Source organism: Acidobacteriota bacterium, from assembly GCA_020853395.1.
GTDB lineage: Bacteria > Acidobacteriota > Vicinamibacteria > Vicinamibacterales > SCN-69-37 > JADYYY01.
This window is the reverse complement of record JADYYY010000007.1, coordinates 46,033-60,935: the sequence shown is the minus strand read 5'-3', so window position 1 is coordinate 60,935 and position 14,903 is coordinate 46,033. Positions and strand designations below refer to the sequence as shown.

Below are 14,903 nucleotides of genomic sequence, written 5' to 3'. Positions count from 1 at the left end.
TATGCATATCGCCGTCTGCCTCAAACAGGTCGTGACCCGCGAGTGGCCCGTCCGCGTGAACGAAGCGGAGACATGGATTCGCGAGGATCAGGCCGCCTGGGAGCTGAACGAGCCCGACGCGTACGCGCTCGAGGAAGCGCTGCGGCTGCGCGATCGAACGGGCGGCGAGGTCGTGGCCGTCTCGGCAGGTCCGGCCAGGGTCGTGCAAGTCCTGCGTGAGGCGCTCGCCCGCGGCGCGGATCGTGCGATTCACGTCGCCGGCGACCATCTGGCGCAAGCTGACGCCCTCGAGACCGCCACCGCGCTCGCCGGCGCGCTCCGCGACGAGCCCGTCGATCTCGTGCTGACGGGCCTGCAGTCGCACGATCAGGAGTCCGGGCAGGTCGGCGTCGTGCTCGCCGAGCTCCTCGGTCTGCCGCACGCGACCATCGTCGTGGCGGTCGACCTCGTGCCCGACGGCGGCCTGCGCGCGAAACGCGAGCTCGAAGGCGGCTGGTTCCAGTGGACGGCGCTGCCGCGCCCGGCGGTGTTGACGATGCAGAGCGGCATCAACCAACTGCGCTACGCGACGCTGAAAGGCATCATGGCGGCGCGCGCCAAACCGTTGCACACGTACGAAGCGGCCGGCAACCCGCCCGTCGTGCAGATTCGCCGTCTGGTGCCGCCGCCCGCGCGCCGCCGCACCGCCATGCTGCAGGGGGCGCCCGACCAGATCGCTTCAGAGCTGGTGCAGCGGCTGCGCGACGAGGCCGGCGTCCTCTGAGGGCCCTGGGCATGGTGCTCGCGATTGCGGAGCTCGGGCCGTCGGGATTGGCCCCGGCGTCGCTGGAGGCGGTCGTGGCAGCGCGGCAGATGCGTCAGCCCGTGACGGTCGTCCTGCCAGGCGCCGACGTGGTCGGCGCGCTCGAACCGCTCGCCAACGCCGACGTCGCCGAGCTCGTCGCGCTCGAGCACGACGCGCTCGTCTCCTACACGCCGGACGCCCACGTCGCGGCGCTGGCGGCGTTCGTCGCGACCCAACGTCCCGTCTGGGTCGTCGCGGCCCACACGTACCAGGCGCGCGATTACGTGCCGGCGCTCGCCGCGCGCCTGCGCCGGGGGCTGGCGACGGGCTGCACGGCGATCGGGCGGGAGGGCGACCGCGTGGTGCTGTCGCGCCCCGTGTTCGGCGGGAAGCTCGCTGCTGAGATCGTGATCGCCGGTGATCCGCCGTACTTCGCGACCGTGCAGCTCGGCGCCTTCAGCCGAGACGACGTGGGGCGGGCGCTGCATCCGGTTCCGGTGCGGCGTGAAATGGCGGCGGTCGACGTCCAGCAGGTGCGCCAGCGCCCGGAACCACGATTCAGGGAAGCGACGTCGGCGGTCGACCTGTCGCGGGCCGATCGGATCGTGGCGGTGGGGCGTGGGATCAAAGCCCGGGAGCAGCTCGAGGTCGTGGAGAAGCTCGCCGCCGCGCTCGGCGCCGAGATGGCCGCCTCGCGACCGATCTGCGACGCCGGCTGGCTGCCGATGGATCGTCAGGTCGGCAGCTCGGGCCAGACCGTCGCGCCGCGGCTGTACGTCGCGGTGGGCATCTCGGGCGCCATCCAGCACATCGTGGGCATGCGCGGCGCGAGGACGGTCGTCGCCATCAACAAGGATCCTCAGGCGCCCATCTTCGAGGTCGCCGACTACGGCATCGTCGGCGATCTCTTCGAGGTCGTGCCCGCGATCGTGCGGGCGCTGACGCCGGCGTGAGCGTGCTCGCCTGGCTGCCGCTCTTCGCGACGCTGCTGCTGGCCGGGCCGCAAGCGGGCCGGCCCGTGCCGGCGCCGCGCGATGCCGCCGCGAACCGCCGCGCGCTTTGGGAAGCGCTCGATCTCTACGTGAAGGGGGACTTCGACGCGGCCGTGGCGAGGGCGCTCCGCGTGGGATTCGATCCCGTGCAGGCGGAAGGGTGGATCGCGGCGGCGCCGCGCGCGTCGCGGGACGCGCGGCGGCGCGCCGCGGCGGTCTGCGCGCTCGACGTCGCGTCGGTGCGTCCGTTCCTCCTGCCGCGCTTGGCGTCTTGGGCGCGGGAGCTGGTGGCTGAGGGCGAGCCGGGGCCGCTCGAGGCGATCTGGCTGCGCGCGTCGATCGGCATCGCCGAGGGCTTCGGCTCGTGGCCGTTCCTCTTGGAGGACGCCCCGGTGCCGCCGCAGGCGGCCGCGCCGCGAGGGCGCGCCCAAACGGCGCCCCCGGCTCGTCCGATCGCGCACCTCCGGTACGCGCGCCAGCGCCTTGGCGACGATCCCTACGTGGCGATGGCCGAGGTCGTCGGCGCCGAGTTCGTCACGTCGCCGGCGATCGTCGGATCGGCCGCGCGTATCCGGAACCGCGCGCCGAGCGGCGACCGGCTCGGCGCCGACGAGGCCGATCGCGCGGCGATCGACGCCGCGGGCGCCATCCCGCTCCTGCGGGCAGCAGCGGCCGCCGCCGAGCGGCTCACGGCGGTGCCGCCGCTCAGCGGCGAAGCGCAGGTGCGGCTCGGATACCTGAAGCTCAGGCTCGGCGACACCGACGCCGCGCTCGCGAGCTTCCAGCGTGTCGACGAACGCACGGCCGACCGCGACCTGCGCTATCTCGGGCGTCTGTACACCGCGCTCGCCCTCGATCGACTGAGCCGCGTGGACGAGGCCGCCGCGATGTACCGCGCGGCGCTCGCGATCGTCCCTGGCGCGCGCACGGCGGCGACGCTGCTGACGGCGCTGCTCGTCCGTGCCGGACGGCTCGACGACGCCGAGGCGATGGCCGTGGAGTTCATGGAGGCCAAGACGCTGGCGGACGATCCCTGGCGGACGTACTTCCTCGGCGACTACCCGCACGTCCGCGGGCTGATCGCGAGGCTGCGGGAGATGGCGCGGTGATGCCGGCGCGCTTGGGTCCGCGCAGGGCCGACGCGCCGGGCGTCTGGCGCGGCGTCGCGGCGATCCTCGGATCGGTGGGCGTGGCCGGCGGGCTGGTCGCGGCCTCACCCCGCCAATCGGTCTTCCAATCGCGCGTGGACCTCGTGCCGGTCTACGTGTCGGTGCGAGCCAGCGGCGACATCGTGCGCGGGCTCTCGGCCAAGGACTTCGGGCTGCTCGACAACGGCGTTCCGCAGCAGATCGACGATCTCTCGTCGGAGCGGGTGCCGATCGACGTGACGCTGCTCGTCGACACGAGCAGCAGCGTCGTCCAGAGCCTGGAGGTCTTCAAGAGCGACATCGTGCGCATCTCGAAGCTGCTGCAGCCGGAGGAGCAGGTGCGGCTGATCACGTTCGACAGCCGCGTCCGTCAGATCGCGCCGATGCAGCCGGCGGACGCGCGCGTGCCGCTCGAGGCGATCCGGCTGGGCGACGACACCTCGCTCAACGACGGGCTGCTGTTCGCGCTCGCGCGTGCGCGGCGCCACGACCGCCGCCATCTCGTCTTCGTGTTCACCGATGGCCGCGACACGTCCAGCGTGCTCGACTCGGGCGCCTTGCTGTCGATCGCGAGCCGGGCCGATGCGCTGCTGCACGTCGCGCTCGTGGGATCGAACGACGCGCCCGATCCCGGCGTCGGCGCGCACCTCGCGCTCCTGGCCGAAGCGGCCGAGCGAACGGGCGGCGCGCTCTCGCCGCCGGCGCCGCGCGAGCGCGACCTCGTCCCCGCGTTTCAGCGCGCGATCGAATCGTTCCGCGGCAGCTACGTGCTGTACTTTTCGCCGGCGGGTGTCCCGAAGGACGGCTGGCACACGTTGCGGGTCACCGTGCAGAGACCGGGCACGTTCGAGATCCGCGCGCGGCAGGGCTACTTCGCGAACTGACGCGTCGTTCCTGCGGCGCCGGTCATCGTGCCGCGAGCTGCGGCACGCGGATGGGCGGCTCGGGCTCGTCGACGGCGGCGCCGTCGCGAAACGTGACGGTTCGGTTGGCGTTGGCCGGCACGCGCGCGCCTGGGACGAGGATGCCGACGAGGTTCAACGGGTCCGAGGCCCACACCGACACCGTCTGGCCCGACGGCGGCCGATGCCGCAGCGCGCGCAGCGATTCGAGCGCGATCGGGAGCGCGAACTGCTCGCCGGCGAGCCCAGAGACGAAGCGGCCGCCGCGGACCTCGCCGCGATCTTCGAGCCGTCGCAGCGCGAGCACGAGATCGCGCCAGGTCGGCACGTTCGATTCGCGCGTCAGCATCTCCCTGAACACGACGCCGTAGCGGCGGAGCAGCATCCAGCACGCCGACTCGATGATGCGCGCGCGCTCGGCGTGCGCCTCGGCGTGGAGCAGCGCCCAGCGGCCCGCGCCGTGGCGAGGGCGTGCGTGGCGGGCCGATCCCTGGCCGGCGCGGCGCCGCGGATCGATGAGCGCGCGAAGGCTGTCGAAGCCGTCGGCGGTGACCAGGCCGGCGGCCACGAGCTCCCAGAGCGCGGTTTCCACTTCCGACGGCAGGTGGCGTGTGCCGCGGACGACGTCCGGAAAGAACGACGCGCCGGCGCGGCGGAGCCACTCGAGCACGTCGCGCGCGTTGGCGCTCAGCGTCTCGGGCGCGATCGCCGCGGCGCGCGGCGCCATCCAGTCGGCGTCCTCGCGCACGAAGAACGTGATCGGCGCGACGCTCGTCGGCACGATCCGCCGTCCTGCCGTGCCGTCGACGAGGGCGGTATGGGGCGACAGCCGTCCCCAGCCGACGATCCCCGTCAGCGACAGGCGATCGAGGATCTCCGGCGTGTAGCCGACGATCCGGCGCGCGAGGATCTGCGCCTCCCAGGCGTTCGCCGGGGCCTCGAATCCCTGGAGCTGCCGGAGCACCTCGCGGGTCCCCGGCTCCTCGCGCACCTGGGTGCCAGGCCGCACGTGCTGCCAATCGAGGAGCCAGCGCATGAAGTCGGCGGCGGTGACGGGCTCGATCTCGCGGCGCAGCGCGCCGAGCGTCATCCGATGGATGCGGGCGAGCAGCCGGCGCTCGCACCACTCGTGCGCGTCCGGATCGCGCGCGGCGCGCGTGAATCGGCCCCGCAGGGCCCAGCCGGTCGCTTCGAGCCGGAGCGCGGCCGCTTCCACGCGCTCCGCTGGCAGGTCGAGCATGCCGGCGAGCGCATCCGCCGCGATCGGGCCGCGATGGCTCAGCCATCCCTGGACGATCGCGACGTCGGCCTCGCTCTCGGACGCGACGGGCCGGCTCACGTCGGCGAGCGGCTGGGCGAAGGCGACGTCGCCGTAGGCCGCGCGGAACGCCGCGACGCGTTCGGCTGCCACCCAGTAACGGCGTCCGCCGGCCGTCGCCCGGCTCGCGCGGCCGTGGCGTTCCAGCTCGGCGAACCACGCGCCCCATGCGTCGACCGACGCCGAGAGCCGGCGCGCCGTCCCATCCTCGCTCCCGCGATCGTCCTCCGGCATCGCGACGAACGTGAGTAGCGCATCGTGCAGGTCGTCGGCGCTCCGCACGTCGGGCCAGGCCTGGCGGCGCACCTCGTCGATCGCGTCCTCGTCGAGGCCACCGACCTCGGCCAGCACCGACGGCGGCAGCACGCGCCGCATCTCGACCGCGCGCGCGCGCCGTTCCTCGAGCGGCGCATCGTCGAGAAACGCGTACGGGTTGGCGTTCAGGATCTCGTGTGAGAAGACCGAAGGCACCGGCGTGTCCACGGCACGGCAGGCGATTCGGCCGTCGGCGAGGCCCGTCAGCACGTCGCGCAGGCCGTCGATGTCCATCGCCTCGGTCATGACGTCCTTCATCACCTCGCGGACGAGCGGGTGGTCGGGAATCTGGATGTCGCCTTCGATGTTCTCCTGGCACGCCGCGACGTCGGGAAACACCGAGGCCAGCAGGTCGTCGGATTGGAGCCGCAGCAGATGGATCGGCGTCTTGCGCCCCTGGCGGAACCGGAGGAGCGCGAGGGCCCGTCCGGCGTCCCATCGCCACCGCGTGCCGAAGATCGGCGACGCCAGGGCCGCCTGCTCGAGGACCTCGCGCACGGTCGGCGTCCGCAGGAACCCGAACACGTCGATGAGCGGGAAGCTGTGCTGTTCGGCGAGCGAGATGTTGATGCCGTTGTCGGTTGCGGCCGCTTGCAGCTCGAAATTGAACGATCGACAGAACCGCTTCCGGAGCGCCAGCCCCCACGCCTTGTTGATGCGAGCGCCGAACGGCGCGTGGATGACGAGCTGCATCCCGCCGCCTTCGTCGAAGAACCGTTCGGCGACGACGGTCGTGTGCGTCGGGACCGCGCCGAGGACCGCGCGGCCCGTCACGACGTACTCGACGAGCTGCTCGGCGCCGGCCTCGTCGAGGCCGCACTCGGTCACGAGCCACTCGATCGCGGCGGCGGCCGCTGGACGCCGCGCGGACGCGTCGCCCGGCGCGGCATCGCGCGCGAGCCGGTCCACCTGCTGCCGGACGTCGCTCACCGCCAGCGACAGCTCGCGCGTGCGCGCTGGCGCCTCGCCCAGCCAGAACGGAATCGTCGGCGCCGCACCCCTCGCGTCCTCGACGATGACGCGTCCGGCGCTGCTGACGCGGCGGATCCGCCACGACGTGTTGCCGAGGAGCATGACGTCGCCGGCATGGCTCTCGATCGCGAAGTCCTCGTCCACGGTGCCGACGGTCGTCCCGTCGGGCTCGGCGACGACGGTGTAGAGCGCGGTGTCGGGAATCGCGCCGCCGCTCGTGATCGCGGCGAGCCGCGCGCCGCGACGGCCGCGCAGCCGGCCGTTCACGCGGTCGTGGTGGAGGTAGGCGGCGAACCGGCCGCGCCGTGCCGCGATGCCCTCCGACAACATGGCGACGACCTCGTCGAACTCGCCGCGCGTGAGGCCGCGATACGGATACGCCCGGCGCACGGTCTCGAACAGCTCGTTCTCGCTCCAGTCGTCGGCGGCGCACATGGCGACGATTTGCTGGGCAAGGATGTCGAGCGGGGCTTCCGGCACGATCAGGCGGTCCAGCTCCCCGGCGCGGATGGCGCGCACGAGCGCCGCGCACTCGACGAGCTCGTCTCGCGTGGTCGCGAAGAACCGCCCCTTGGGGATCGCGCCGCGCCAGTGACCCGCGCGTCCGATCCGCTGGACGGCCGCCGCGATCGACCGCGGCGAGCCGATCAGGCAGACGAGGTCGACCGTGCCGATGTCGATGCCGAGCTCGAGCGACGCCGTGGCGACGAGCGCCCGGAGCTCGCCGGCCTTGAGCCGGCGTTCCGCGTCGAGCCGGATCTTCCGCGACAGGCTGCCGTGGTGCGCCGCCACGGCGGTCTCGCCGAGCCGGGCGGCGAGCTGGTGCGCGAGCCGTTCGGCGAGGCGGCGCGTGTTCACGAAGATCAGCGTCGAGCGGTGCTCGTGAACCAGGGCGGCCAGCCGATCGTAGACCTCGGTCCAGAACTCGTTCGAGGCGATGGGCCCGATCTCGCTGCCCGGCACCTCGATCGCCAGGTCGGGGCCACGGCGGGGAGGTACGACCACGAGGTGCGGCGCCGGACGGGCGGCGCCGCAGAGGAATGCGCCGACGGTTTCGATCGGTTTCTGCGTCGCCGACAGACCGATCCGGGGCACGGGTCGGCCGACGAGCGCGTCGAGCCGCTCGAGCGACAGCGCGAGGTGCGCGCCGCGCTTGTCGTCGGCCACGGCGTGAATCTCGTCCACGATCACGGTGCCGACCGCCCGCAGGATCTCGCGGCTGCGCGCCGACGTCAGCAGGATGAAGAGCGACTCGGGCGTCGTCACCAGGATGTGCGGCGGCCGCGTGAGCATCTGGCGGCGGGCCGGCATGAGCGTGTCGCCCGATCGCACGGCGGTGCGGATGTCGGGCATCTCGTAGCCGCGTTGACGCGCGAGCGCGACGATCTCGGCGAGCGGGCCGTCGAGGTTGCGCTGGATGTCGTTGCCGAGCGCCTTGAGCGGCGACACGTAGAGCACCTGCGTGCGGTCGGCCAGCGCGCCCGCGATGGCGTCGCGTACGAGCCGATCGATGCACGCGAGAAACGCGGCCAGCGTCTTGCCGGATCCGGTGGGTGCCGAGATCAGCACGTCCCGCCCGGCCACGATCTCCGGCCAGCCGAGTGCCTGCGGCTCGGTGGGCGAGCCGAACTTGCCGGCGAACCATTCCTGGACGACCGGATGCGCCCAGCCGAGCGCCTCGAGCGCCGGCGACGAGAGGTCCGATGGACGAGCCAAGACTCCACTAATAGCACAGCGGCTTCGATATCATCCGGGCATGCCTGGCCGGGAAACGCTCGACGTGGACGTGCTCATCGTCGGCGGCGGTCCAGCGGGCCTGTCGGCGGCGCTGCAGCTCGCGAAGCTTCAACGTGAACGCGGCGGGCCGCCGTTGCGCGTGGCCGTGCTGGAGAAAGGGCGGACGCCGGGCGCTCACAGCCTGTCAGGCGCCGTGCTCGATCCGTCGGCGCTGCGGCAGCTCCTGCCCGATGGTGTCGAGCGGGGAGCGCCGCTCGGCGTCCCGGTGGTCGAGGATCGTCTGTACGTGCTGACGGCGGAGCGGGCCTGGCGCGTGCCGTTCACGCCGCCGCCGCTCGCGAATCGCGGGCACGTCATCGTCTCGCTCGGCGAGCTCGTCAGGTGGCTGGCGCGCGAAGTCGAAGCGGCGGGCGTCGATCTGTTCGCCGGCTTCGCCGCGGCGGCGCCTTCGATCGAGGACGGGCGCGTGACCGGCGTGAGGCTCGTGGATCGCGGTCTCGATCGCGACGGCCACCCTGCCGCGGCGTTCGAGCCGGGCGCCGACATCCGGGCGCGTGTGACGATTCTCTGCGACGGCGTGCGCGGCCACCTGACGAAGATCGTGACGCGGACGTTCGGCCTCGACGCCGGCCGTCAGCCGCAACTGTACGCGCTCGGCATCAAGGAGCGCTGGGAAGTGCCGCCGGATCGGCTGCTCGCCGGCACCGTCATTCACACGGTGGGCGCGCCGCTCGGCGCCATGCAGTTCGGCGGCGGCTTCATCTACGGCGGGCCATCCGGTCAGCTCTCGGTTGGCCTCGTGTCCGGGCTCGATTACGACGATCCGCTGTTCGATCCCTTCTTGGCATTCCAGCGATTCAAGCAGCATCCGTTCGTCGCCCGCCTGCTCGAGGGAGGACGCATGCGGCAATACGGTGCGAAGGCCATCCCGGAGGGCGGCTGGTGGACCGTGCCGCGTCTCTACATGGATGGCGCGGTCATCGCCGGCGACGCGGGCGCGTTCGTGAACTCCCTGCGGCTCAAGGGGATTCACCTCGCCATGCGCACCGGCATGCTGGCCGCGGAGGCGGCGTTCGAGGCGGTGCGCGCCGATGACACATCGGCCGCCCGGCTGCACCGCTATCAGGATCTCGTCGATGGCAGCGACGTTCGCCGGGAGCTGTACCCCGTGCGCAACGTGCATCAGGCGTTCGAGCGAGGGCTGCTGGCGGGCGCCGCGTTCGGCGCGCTGTCGACGATCACCGGCGGCGGCTGGTTTCGCGATCCGCTGCCGTCGCGCGCCGGACACGCGCGGATGCGTACGCTCGAAAGCTTCGGGGATGCGGCGCGCCGTCCGGCCGCTCCCGACGCGTTCATCGATCGCACGCGCACGTTCGATCGGCTGACGAGCGTCCATCACTCCGGGACGCGGCACCGCGAGGGACAGCCGGCGCACCTCATCGTGCACGACACCGAGATCTGCCGTACCCGATGCGTCGCCGAGTTCGGCAACCCGTGCACGCGATTCTGCCCCGCCAGCGTGTACGAGATGGTGGAGGATGGGCAGGGTGGCCGGCGGCTGCACCTGAATCCATCGAACTGCGTACACTGCAAGGCCTGCGACATCATGGACCCGTATCAGATCATCGACTGGGTGGCGCCAGAGGGCGGCGACGGTCCGAACTACGAGGGCATGTGACGCTCTCGCGCCGCCAGCGGCTGCAGGCCGCCGCAATCGCCGCGATTGGCACGCCGATCCTCGAGGCTCTGGGCGCGACCTACCGTTGGCGTGAGGCCGGCATGCGCACCCTGGAGCGGCTCGCGCGCGACGGCCGCCAGCCGATCTTCGCGTTCTGGCACGGCCGGATCCTCGCCGCCACGCTGTACTTCCGCGACCGCGGCATCGTCGTGATCACGAGCGAGAACTTCGACGGCGAGTGGATCTCGCGGGTCATCCGCCGGTTCGGGTACGACACCGCGCGGGGCTCGAGCTCGCGCGGCGGCGCGCGCGCGCTGGTCCAGATGCGCCGCGACATGCGGGCGGGCTGTCCCACGGCGTTCACGGTGGACGGCCCGCGAGGCCCCGCGCGCATCGCGCAGCCTGGCGCCGTCTGGCTCGCCAGCGCCACCGGCAGTCCCATCGTGCCGTTTCACATCGAGGCCGGATCGTTCTGGACGGTCAAGAGCTGGGATCGCCACCAGGTGCCCAAGCCGGGCAGCGATCTCGCGATCGCGATCGGCGATCCCATCGAGGTCGCCGCGAGGGCCAGCGAAACGGACATCGAGGAGGGCCGGCAGGCCCTCGAACGCGCCCTCGGGCGCCTCGAGCATCAGACGATCGCGATGCTCGGCACCAGCGACGGTCATTGAGGCGTCGAGCGAAAGGAGCGCCCGCGTGATTGTCTATTCGTCCCCCCGCTTCGCCGACCACGTGACCCCGCCGGGTCACCCGGAGCGCATCGAGCGCGCCGAGGTCTGCGATCAGGCCGCCGAGGCCTTTCGCGGTGCTGGCGGCGCCGTGCGTGAGCCGAGACCCGCGACGCGCGAGGAACTGGGCCGGATTCACACGCCAGAGTACCTGGATCGGATCGGATCGACGGCGGGCGGTCGCCCCACGATGCTCGATCCGGACACCTTCACGAGCCCGATGTCCGACGACGTGGCGCGGCTCGCCTCCGGAGCGGCCATCGACGCGGCTCGGCTGTCGATGGCCGGCGAGCCTGCGTTTGCGCTGATCCGGCCGCCCGGCCATCACGCAGAGCCCGATCGCGCGATGGGCTTCTGTCTGTACAACAACGTCGCCGTCGCCGCCGCGGCGCTCCGGGCGGACGGCGTCAGCCGCGTCGCGATCGTGGACATCGACGTGCACCACGGGAACGGTACGCAGGCGGCGTTCTATCGCGATCCCACGGTGTTCTACGCGTCGACGCATCAGCATCCCTATTACCCCGGCACCGGCGCGGCATCCGAGACCGGGGCGGAGGAGGGCACCGGCTTCACGTTGAACGTGCCGCTGTCCGCCGGTGCCACCGATGACGTTTATCGGCGCGCGTACGAGATGCAGATCCTTCCCGCGGTCGAGCGGTTCCAGCCTGACGTCATCCTCGTATCGGCGGGCTTCGACGCGCACGCGCGCGATCCGCTGGGCGGCATGCGTATGACGACGGACGGCTACGCCGAGATCGCGCGGACGATCCGCGCCACGGCTCAGTCGATCTGCGGCGGCCGCACGGCATGGGTGCTCGAGGGTGGCTACCATCTCGGTGCGCTCCGCGAGTGTCTGGAGGCGACGATCGGCGTGCTCCGCTAGGGCAGCGCGCCGGCGGGCGCGGCGGTCCACGCGACTCCAGAATCGCACAGGCCCGGTACAGCGCCGGATACAGCGAACCTTTCTCCACGGTGAGCACGTCGCGCGACGGACGCCGCAGCCGTACGGCGAAGCCGTGCCCGTGCAGTGGGCCGTGTCGAGCACCGTGAGCACGAGCATGTCGAGGGTGCCGTGAAGATTCGGCCGCGCTGGGAAGTGTCTGGCCGCCGCGATCCGCGTGCTAAGTTAGAGGAGCGTTCAGTGCTCAGTCGCCGGTCCGGGTTGCCGCACCCTGAAAGCTGACGACCGGACATTCACGACGTCCGACACGACCCGAGACTCCCTTGGCCGAGTACACCCCGCAGACCATCGAACCGAAGTGGCAGCGGCGCTGGGACGACACCCGCGCCTTCGAGGTGGCCGTCGATCCGTCGCGCCCGAAGTTCTACGGCCTCGAGATGTTCGCCTATCCCTCGGGGCACGCGCACATGGGCCACGTGCGCAACTACAGCATCGGCGACGCGCTCGCGCGCATGAAGCGCATGCGCGGCTTCAACGTGCTGCACCCGTTCGGGTGGGACGCGTTCGGCCTCCCGGCGGAGAACGCCGCCATCAAGCACGGCGTCCACCCGGAGGACTCCACCCGCGGGAACATCGCGCACATGAAGGGGCAGCTCCAGCGGCTCGGCATCAGCTATGCCTGGGAGCGAGAGCTCGCCACGTGCGATGCCGAGTACTACCACTGGAACCAGTGGCTCTTCCTCCGGATGTACGAGCGGGGGCTCGCGTACCGGCGCCGATCGTCGGTGAACTGGTGCCCGAAGGACCACACCGTGCTGGCCAACGAGCAGGTCGTCGAGGGCGGCTGCTGGCGCTGCGGCACGCCCGTCGAGACGCGCGAGCTCGAGCAGTGGTTCTTTCGCATCACGGCGTACGCCGACGAGCTGATCGACGCCATCGCCGGCCTCACCGAGTGGCCCGAGAAGGTGCTGACGATGCAGCGCAACTGGATCGGGCGATCGGAGGGCGCGCGCATCCGGTTCCCGCTCGTCGACGCCAGCGGCACGCCGTCGGCCGACGTCGTCGAGGTCTTCACGACGCGCATCGACACGATCTTCGGCGTCACGTTCGTGACGCTCGCGCCCGAGCATCCGCTGGTCGAGCGGCTCGCGGCCGAGTCGGCGGATCCTGCGGCGCTGCGCGGCGCCGCCGCGCGATTTCGCGCGCAGGATCGGCTGGCGCGGATGAGCGGCGGCGTCGAGAAGGAAGGCGTCGACACCGGGCGTCTCGTGCTCAACCCCTTCACGGGAGCGACGGTCCCGTTGTGGATCGCCAACTTCGTGCTCGGCGAGTACGGCACCGGCGCCGTCATGGGCGTGCCGGCGCACGATCAGCGCGACTTCGAGTTCGCCCGCAAGCACGGGCTCCCGATCCGCGTCGTCGTCCAGCCCGAGGGGTCGCCGCTCGCCGACGACGCGCTCGAGGCCGCGTACGAAGAAGACGGCACCCTCGCGCGATCGGCGCAGTTCTCCGGCGTGACGTCGGCCGACGCGCGGCGACGCCTGACCGAGGAGGCGACGGTCTTGGGCATCGGCGAGGCGACCGTGCAGTATCGCCTCAAGGACTGGGGGATCTCCCGGCAGCGCTACTGGGGCACGCCGATCCCGATGATCTACTGCCCGGTCGACGGCACCGTGCCGGTGCCGGATGCGGATCTGCCGGTTGCATTGCCGCGCGTCGCGCAGTTCACCGGCCGCGGCGACTCGCCGCTCGCCCAGATCGCCTCGTTCGTGAACGTCGCGTGCCCGACGTGCGGCGGCCCCGCCCGGCGGGAGACCGACACGATGGACACGTTCGTCGACTCCTCCTGGTACTTCTATCGCTTCGCCGATCCGCGCAACGGCGACCGGCCCGTGGATCCATCGGCGATCCGGTACTGGCTGCCCGTCGACTTCTACGTCGGCGGGGTCGAACACGCGATCCTCCATTTGATCTACTCGCGGTTCTTCGCGCGCGTGTTCCGCGATCTCGGCCTCGTGGATCACAGCGAGCCGTTCGTCCGGCTGCTCACGCAGGGCATGGTCCTGAAAGACGGCGCCGTCATGTCCAAATCGAAGGGCAACGTCGTCGATCCCGACGAGATGATGCAGAGGTACGGCGCCGATGCGCTGCGCCTGTACATCATGTTCGTCGCGCCGCCGGAGAAGGAGATCGAGTGGTCGGACGCCGGGTTGGAGGGCGCGTTCCGCTTTCTCGGCCGGGTGTGGCGGATCACGGACCACCTCGGACCGGCGGTGGCCGGCGCGCCGCCGCCTGGAGACTTGGCGTTCGACGATGACGAGCGCGCCCTCCGGCGGAAGACGCACGTGACGATCGAGCGCGTCACGCGCGACATCGACCCGCGCATGCACCTCAACACGGCCATCTCGGCGCTGATGGAGCTCGTCAACGAGATCTACGCGTTCTGCGAGCCGCGAGGACTGCGGCCGATCGGCCGGGAGGACGAGCCGGCGGCGGTGGTCGAACGGCGGGAGACGGCCGCGGCGCTGCGCGAGGCGATCGAGGCGCTGGTGCTGCTGATCTCGCCGTTCACGCCGCACCTGTCGGAAGAGCTGTGGGAGCGGCTCGGGCACGCCAACGGGACCAGCGCGGCCGGCTGGCCCGCGTTCGACGCCGACGTGGCCCGCGAAGACGCGGTCGAGGTGCCGGTGCAGATCAACGGCAAGCTGCGTGGGCGCGTGCTCGTCGGGCGCGAGGCCGCGGAAGGTGAGATCGAAGCGGCCGCCCGATCCAGCCCGGCGATCGCGTCGCAGTTGGAGTCCACGGACGTCGTCAAGGTCGTCGTGGCCAAAGGGCGGCTCATCAACTTCGTCGTCAAGCCAAGGGCGCGAGGATGATCGCACGGCGGCCAATCGGCTGGCTGGCGGCGATGATGGTTGCGGCCGTCGTGTCGGCCGCCTGCGGTTACGCGCTCGCGGGCCGCGGCAACGCGCTGCCCGCGTCCATCACGACGATCGGCGTGCCGCCGTTCGTCAACCACTCGTCGATCGGCGACGTCGACCGCGTGGTCGCGACCGCCGTCCGCGAGGAATTCCAGACGAAGGGGCGGTACCAGGTCCGCCCCGACGCGGCGGGCGTCGACGGCCTGCTGACGGCGACGATCTCCTCCGTCACGCTGCAGCCGACGGCGTTCAGCGACGATCGGCGTCCCACGGCGTTCGCCGTCGTCGTGCTCGCCAACGTCGAGTTCAAGCACGTGACCGACGACAATCGCGTGCTCTGGGCGAACCCCGTGTTTCGCGTGACCGACGACTACCAGCTCGCCTCCGGCTCGTCGGGTGACGTCGATCCCTCCGCGCTCTTCAGCCAGAACACACAGGCGCTCGATCGCCTCGCGCGGAAGTTCGCGCGCGAGGTCGTGACGTCGATCTTCGAGGCGTTCTGATCGA

10 protein-coding genes are annotated in these 14,903 nt (G+C 71.7%); 9 read left to right on the top strand and 1 reads right to left on the bottom strand.

Features of this window, described 5'->3' with window-relative positions; all coding sequences use genetic code 11:
* Position 1: 1 nt before the first annotated feature.
* Genes IT184_05995 through IT184_05980 form a run of 4 tightly spaced genes read left to right on the top strand, consistent with a single transcriptional unit; the run spans position 2 to position 3,808 of the window.
* A complete protein-coding gene (locus tag IT184_05995; protein ID MCC7008348.1) occupies positions 2–763 on the top strand; it encodes an electron transfer flavoprotein subunit beta/FixA family protein in 762 nt (253 codons plus the stop codon).
* A gap of 11 nt (positions 764–774) precedes the next feature.
* On the top strand, positions 775–1,737 hold the full coding sequence (locus IT184_05990; protein MCC7008347.1) for an electron transfer flavoprotein subunit alpha/FixB family protein: 963 nt from the start codon (positions 775–777) through the stop codon (positions 1,735–1,737).
* Complete coding sequence (locus IT184_05985) at positions 1,734–2,885, top strand: hypothetical protein (protein ID MCC7008346.1); 1,152 nt, start codon at positions 1,734–1,736, stop codon at positions 2,883–2,885. The genes IT184_05990 and IT184_05985 overlap by 4 nt, the downstream gene beginning before the upstream one ends.
* Positions 2,885–3,808, top strand: coding sequence for a VWA domain-containing protein (locus tag IT184_05980; protein MCC7008345.1), 924 nt, complete (start codon positions 2,885–2,887; stop codon positions 3,806–3,808). The genes IT184_05985 and IT184_05980 overlap by 1 nt, the downstream gene beginning before the upstream one ends.
* 22 nt (positions 3,809–3,830) lie before the next feature.
* On the opposite strand, the gene IT184_05975 is transcribed toward IT184_05980, so the two are convergent.
* Complete coding sequence (locus tag IT184_05975; protein ID MCC7008344.1) at positions 3,831–8,147, bottom strand: DEAD/DEAH box helicase; 4,317 nt, start codon at positions 8,145–8,147, stop codon at positions 3,831–3,833.
* 40 nt (positions 8,148–8,187) lie between these two features.
* Between IT184_05975 and IT184_05970 the strand changes: the two genes are divergently transcribed.
* The 5 genes from IT184_05970 (at position 8,188) to IT184_05950 (ending at position 14,899) form a co-directional block, all read left to right on the top strand.
* Positions 8,188–9,846 carry an electron transfer flavoprotein-ubiquinone oxidoreductase gene (locus IT184_05970; GenBank protein MCC7008343.1) on the top strand — a complete coding sequence of 553 codons (1,659 nt, stop codon included), beginning with the start codon at positions 8,188–8,190 and terminating at the stop codon, positions 9,844–9,846.
* Positions 9,843–10,517 (top strand): lysophospholipid acyltransferase family protein, encoded by a 675-nt coding sequence (locus tag IT184_05965; GenBank protein MCC7008342.1) that lies wholly within the window; start codon positions 9,843–9,845, stop codon positions 10,515–10,517. The genes IT184_05970 and IT184_05965 overlap by 4 nt, the downstream gene beginning before the upstream one ends.
* Before the next feature lie 25 nt (positions 10,518–10,542).
* On the top strand, positions 10,543–11,457 hold the full coding sequence (locus tag IT184_05960; GenBank protein MCC7008341.1) for a histone deacetylase: 915 nt from the start codon (positions 10,543–10,545) through the stop codon (positions 11,455–11,457).
* A 341-nt stretch (positions 11,458–11,798) separates the two neighbouring features.
* The gene (locus IT184_05955; GenBank protein MCC7008340.1) at positions 11,799–14,351 is read left to right on the top strand and encodes a leucine--tRNA ligase; all 2,553 of its coding nucleotides are present in this window, start codon (positions 11,799–11,801) and stop codon (positions 14,349–14,351) included.
* The gene (locus IT184_05950; GenBank protein MCC7008339.1) at positions 14,348–14,899 is read left to right on the top strand and encodes a hypothetical protein; all 552 of its coding nucleotides are present in this window, start codon (positions 14,348–14,350) and stop codon (positions 14,897–14,899) included. Before IT184_05955 ends, IT184_05950 begins: the two co-directional genes overlap by 4 nt.
* Positions 14,900–14,903: the final 4 nt, after the last annotated feature.

What these genes read in the sequence shown, in the direction of transcription:
- IT184_05950 (MCC7008339.1), top strand. Translation starts at nt 14,348, where the DNA reads ATGATCGCACGGCGGCCAATCGGCTGGCTGGCGGCGATGATGGTTGCG.
- IT184_05990 (MCC7008347.1), top strand. Translation starts at nt 775, where the DNA reads ATGGTGCTCGCGATTGCGGAGCTCGGGCCGTCGGGATTGGCCCCGGCG.
- IT184_05970 (MCC7008343.1), top strand. Translation starts at nt 8,188, where the DNA reads ATGCCTGGCCGGGAAACGCTCGACGTGGACGTGCTCATCGTCGGCGGC.
- IT184_05995 (MCC7008348.1), top strand. Translation starts at nt 2, where the DNA reads ATGCATATCGCCGTCTGCCTCAAACAGGTCGTGACCCGCGAGTGGCCC.
- IT184_05980 (MCC7008345.1), top strand. Translation starts at nt 2,885, where the DNA reads ATGCCGGCGCGCTTGGGTCCGCGCAGGGCCGACGCGCCGGGCGTCTGG.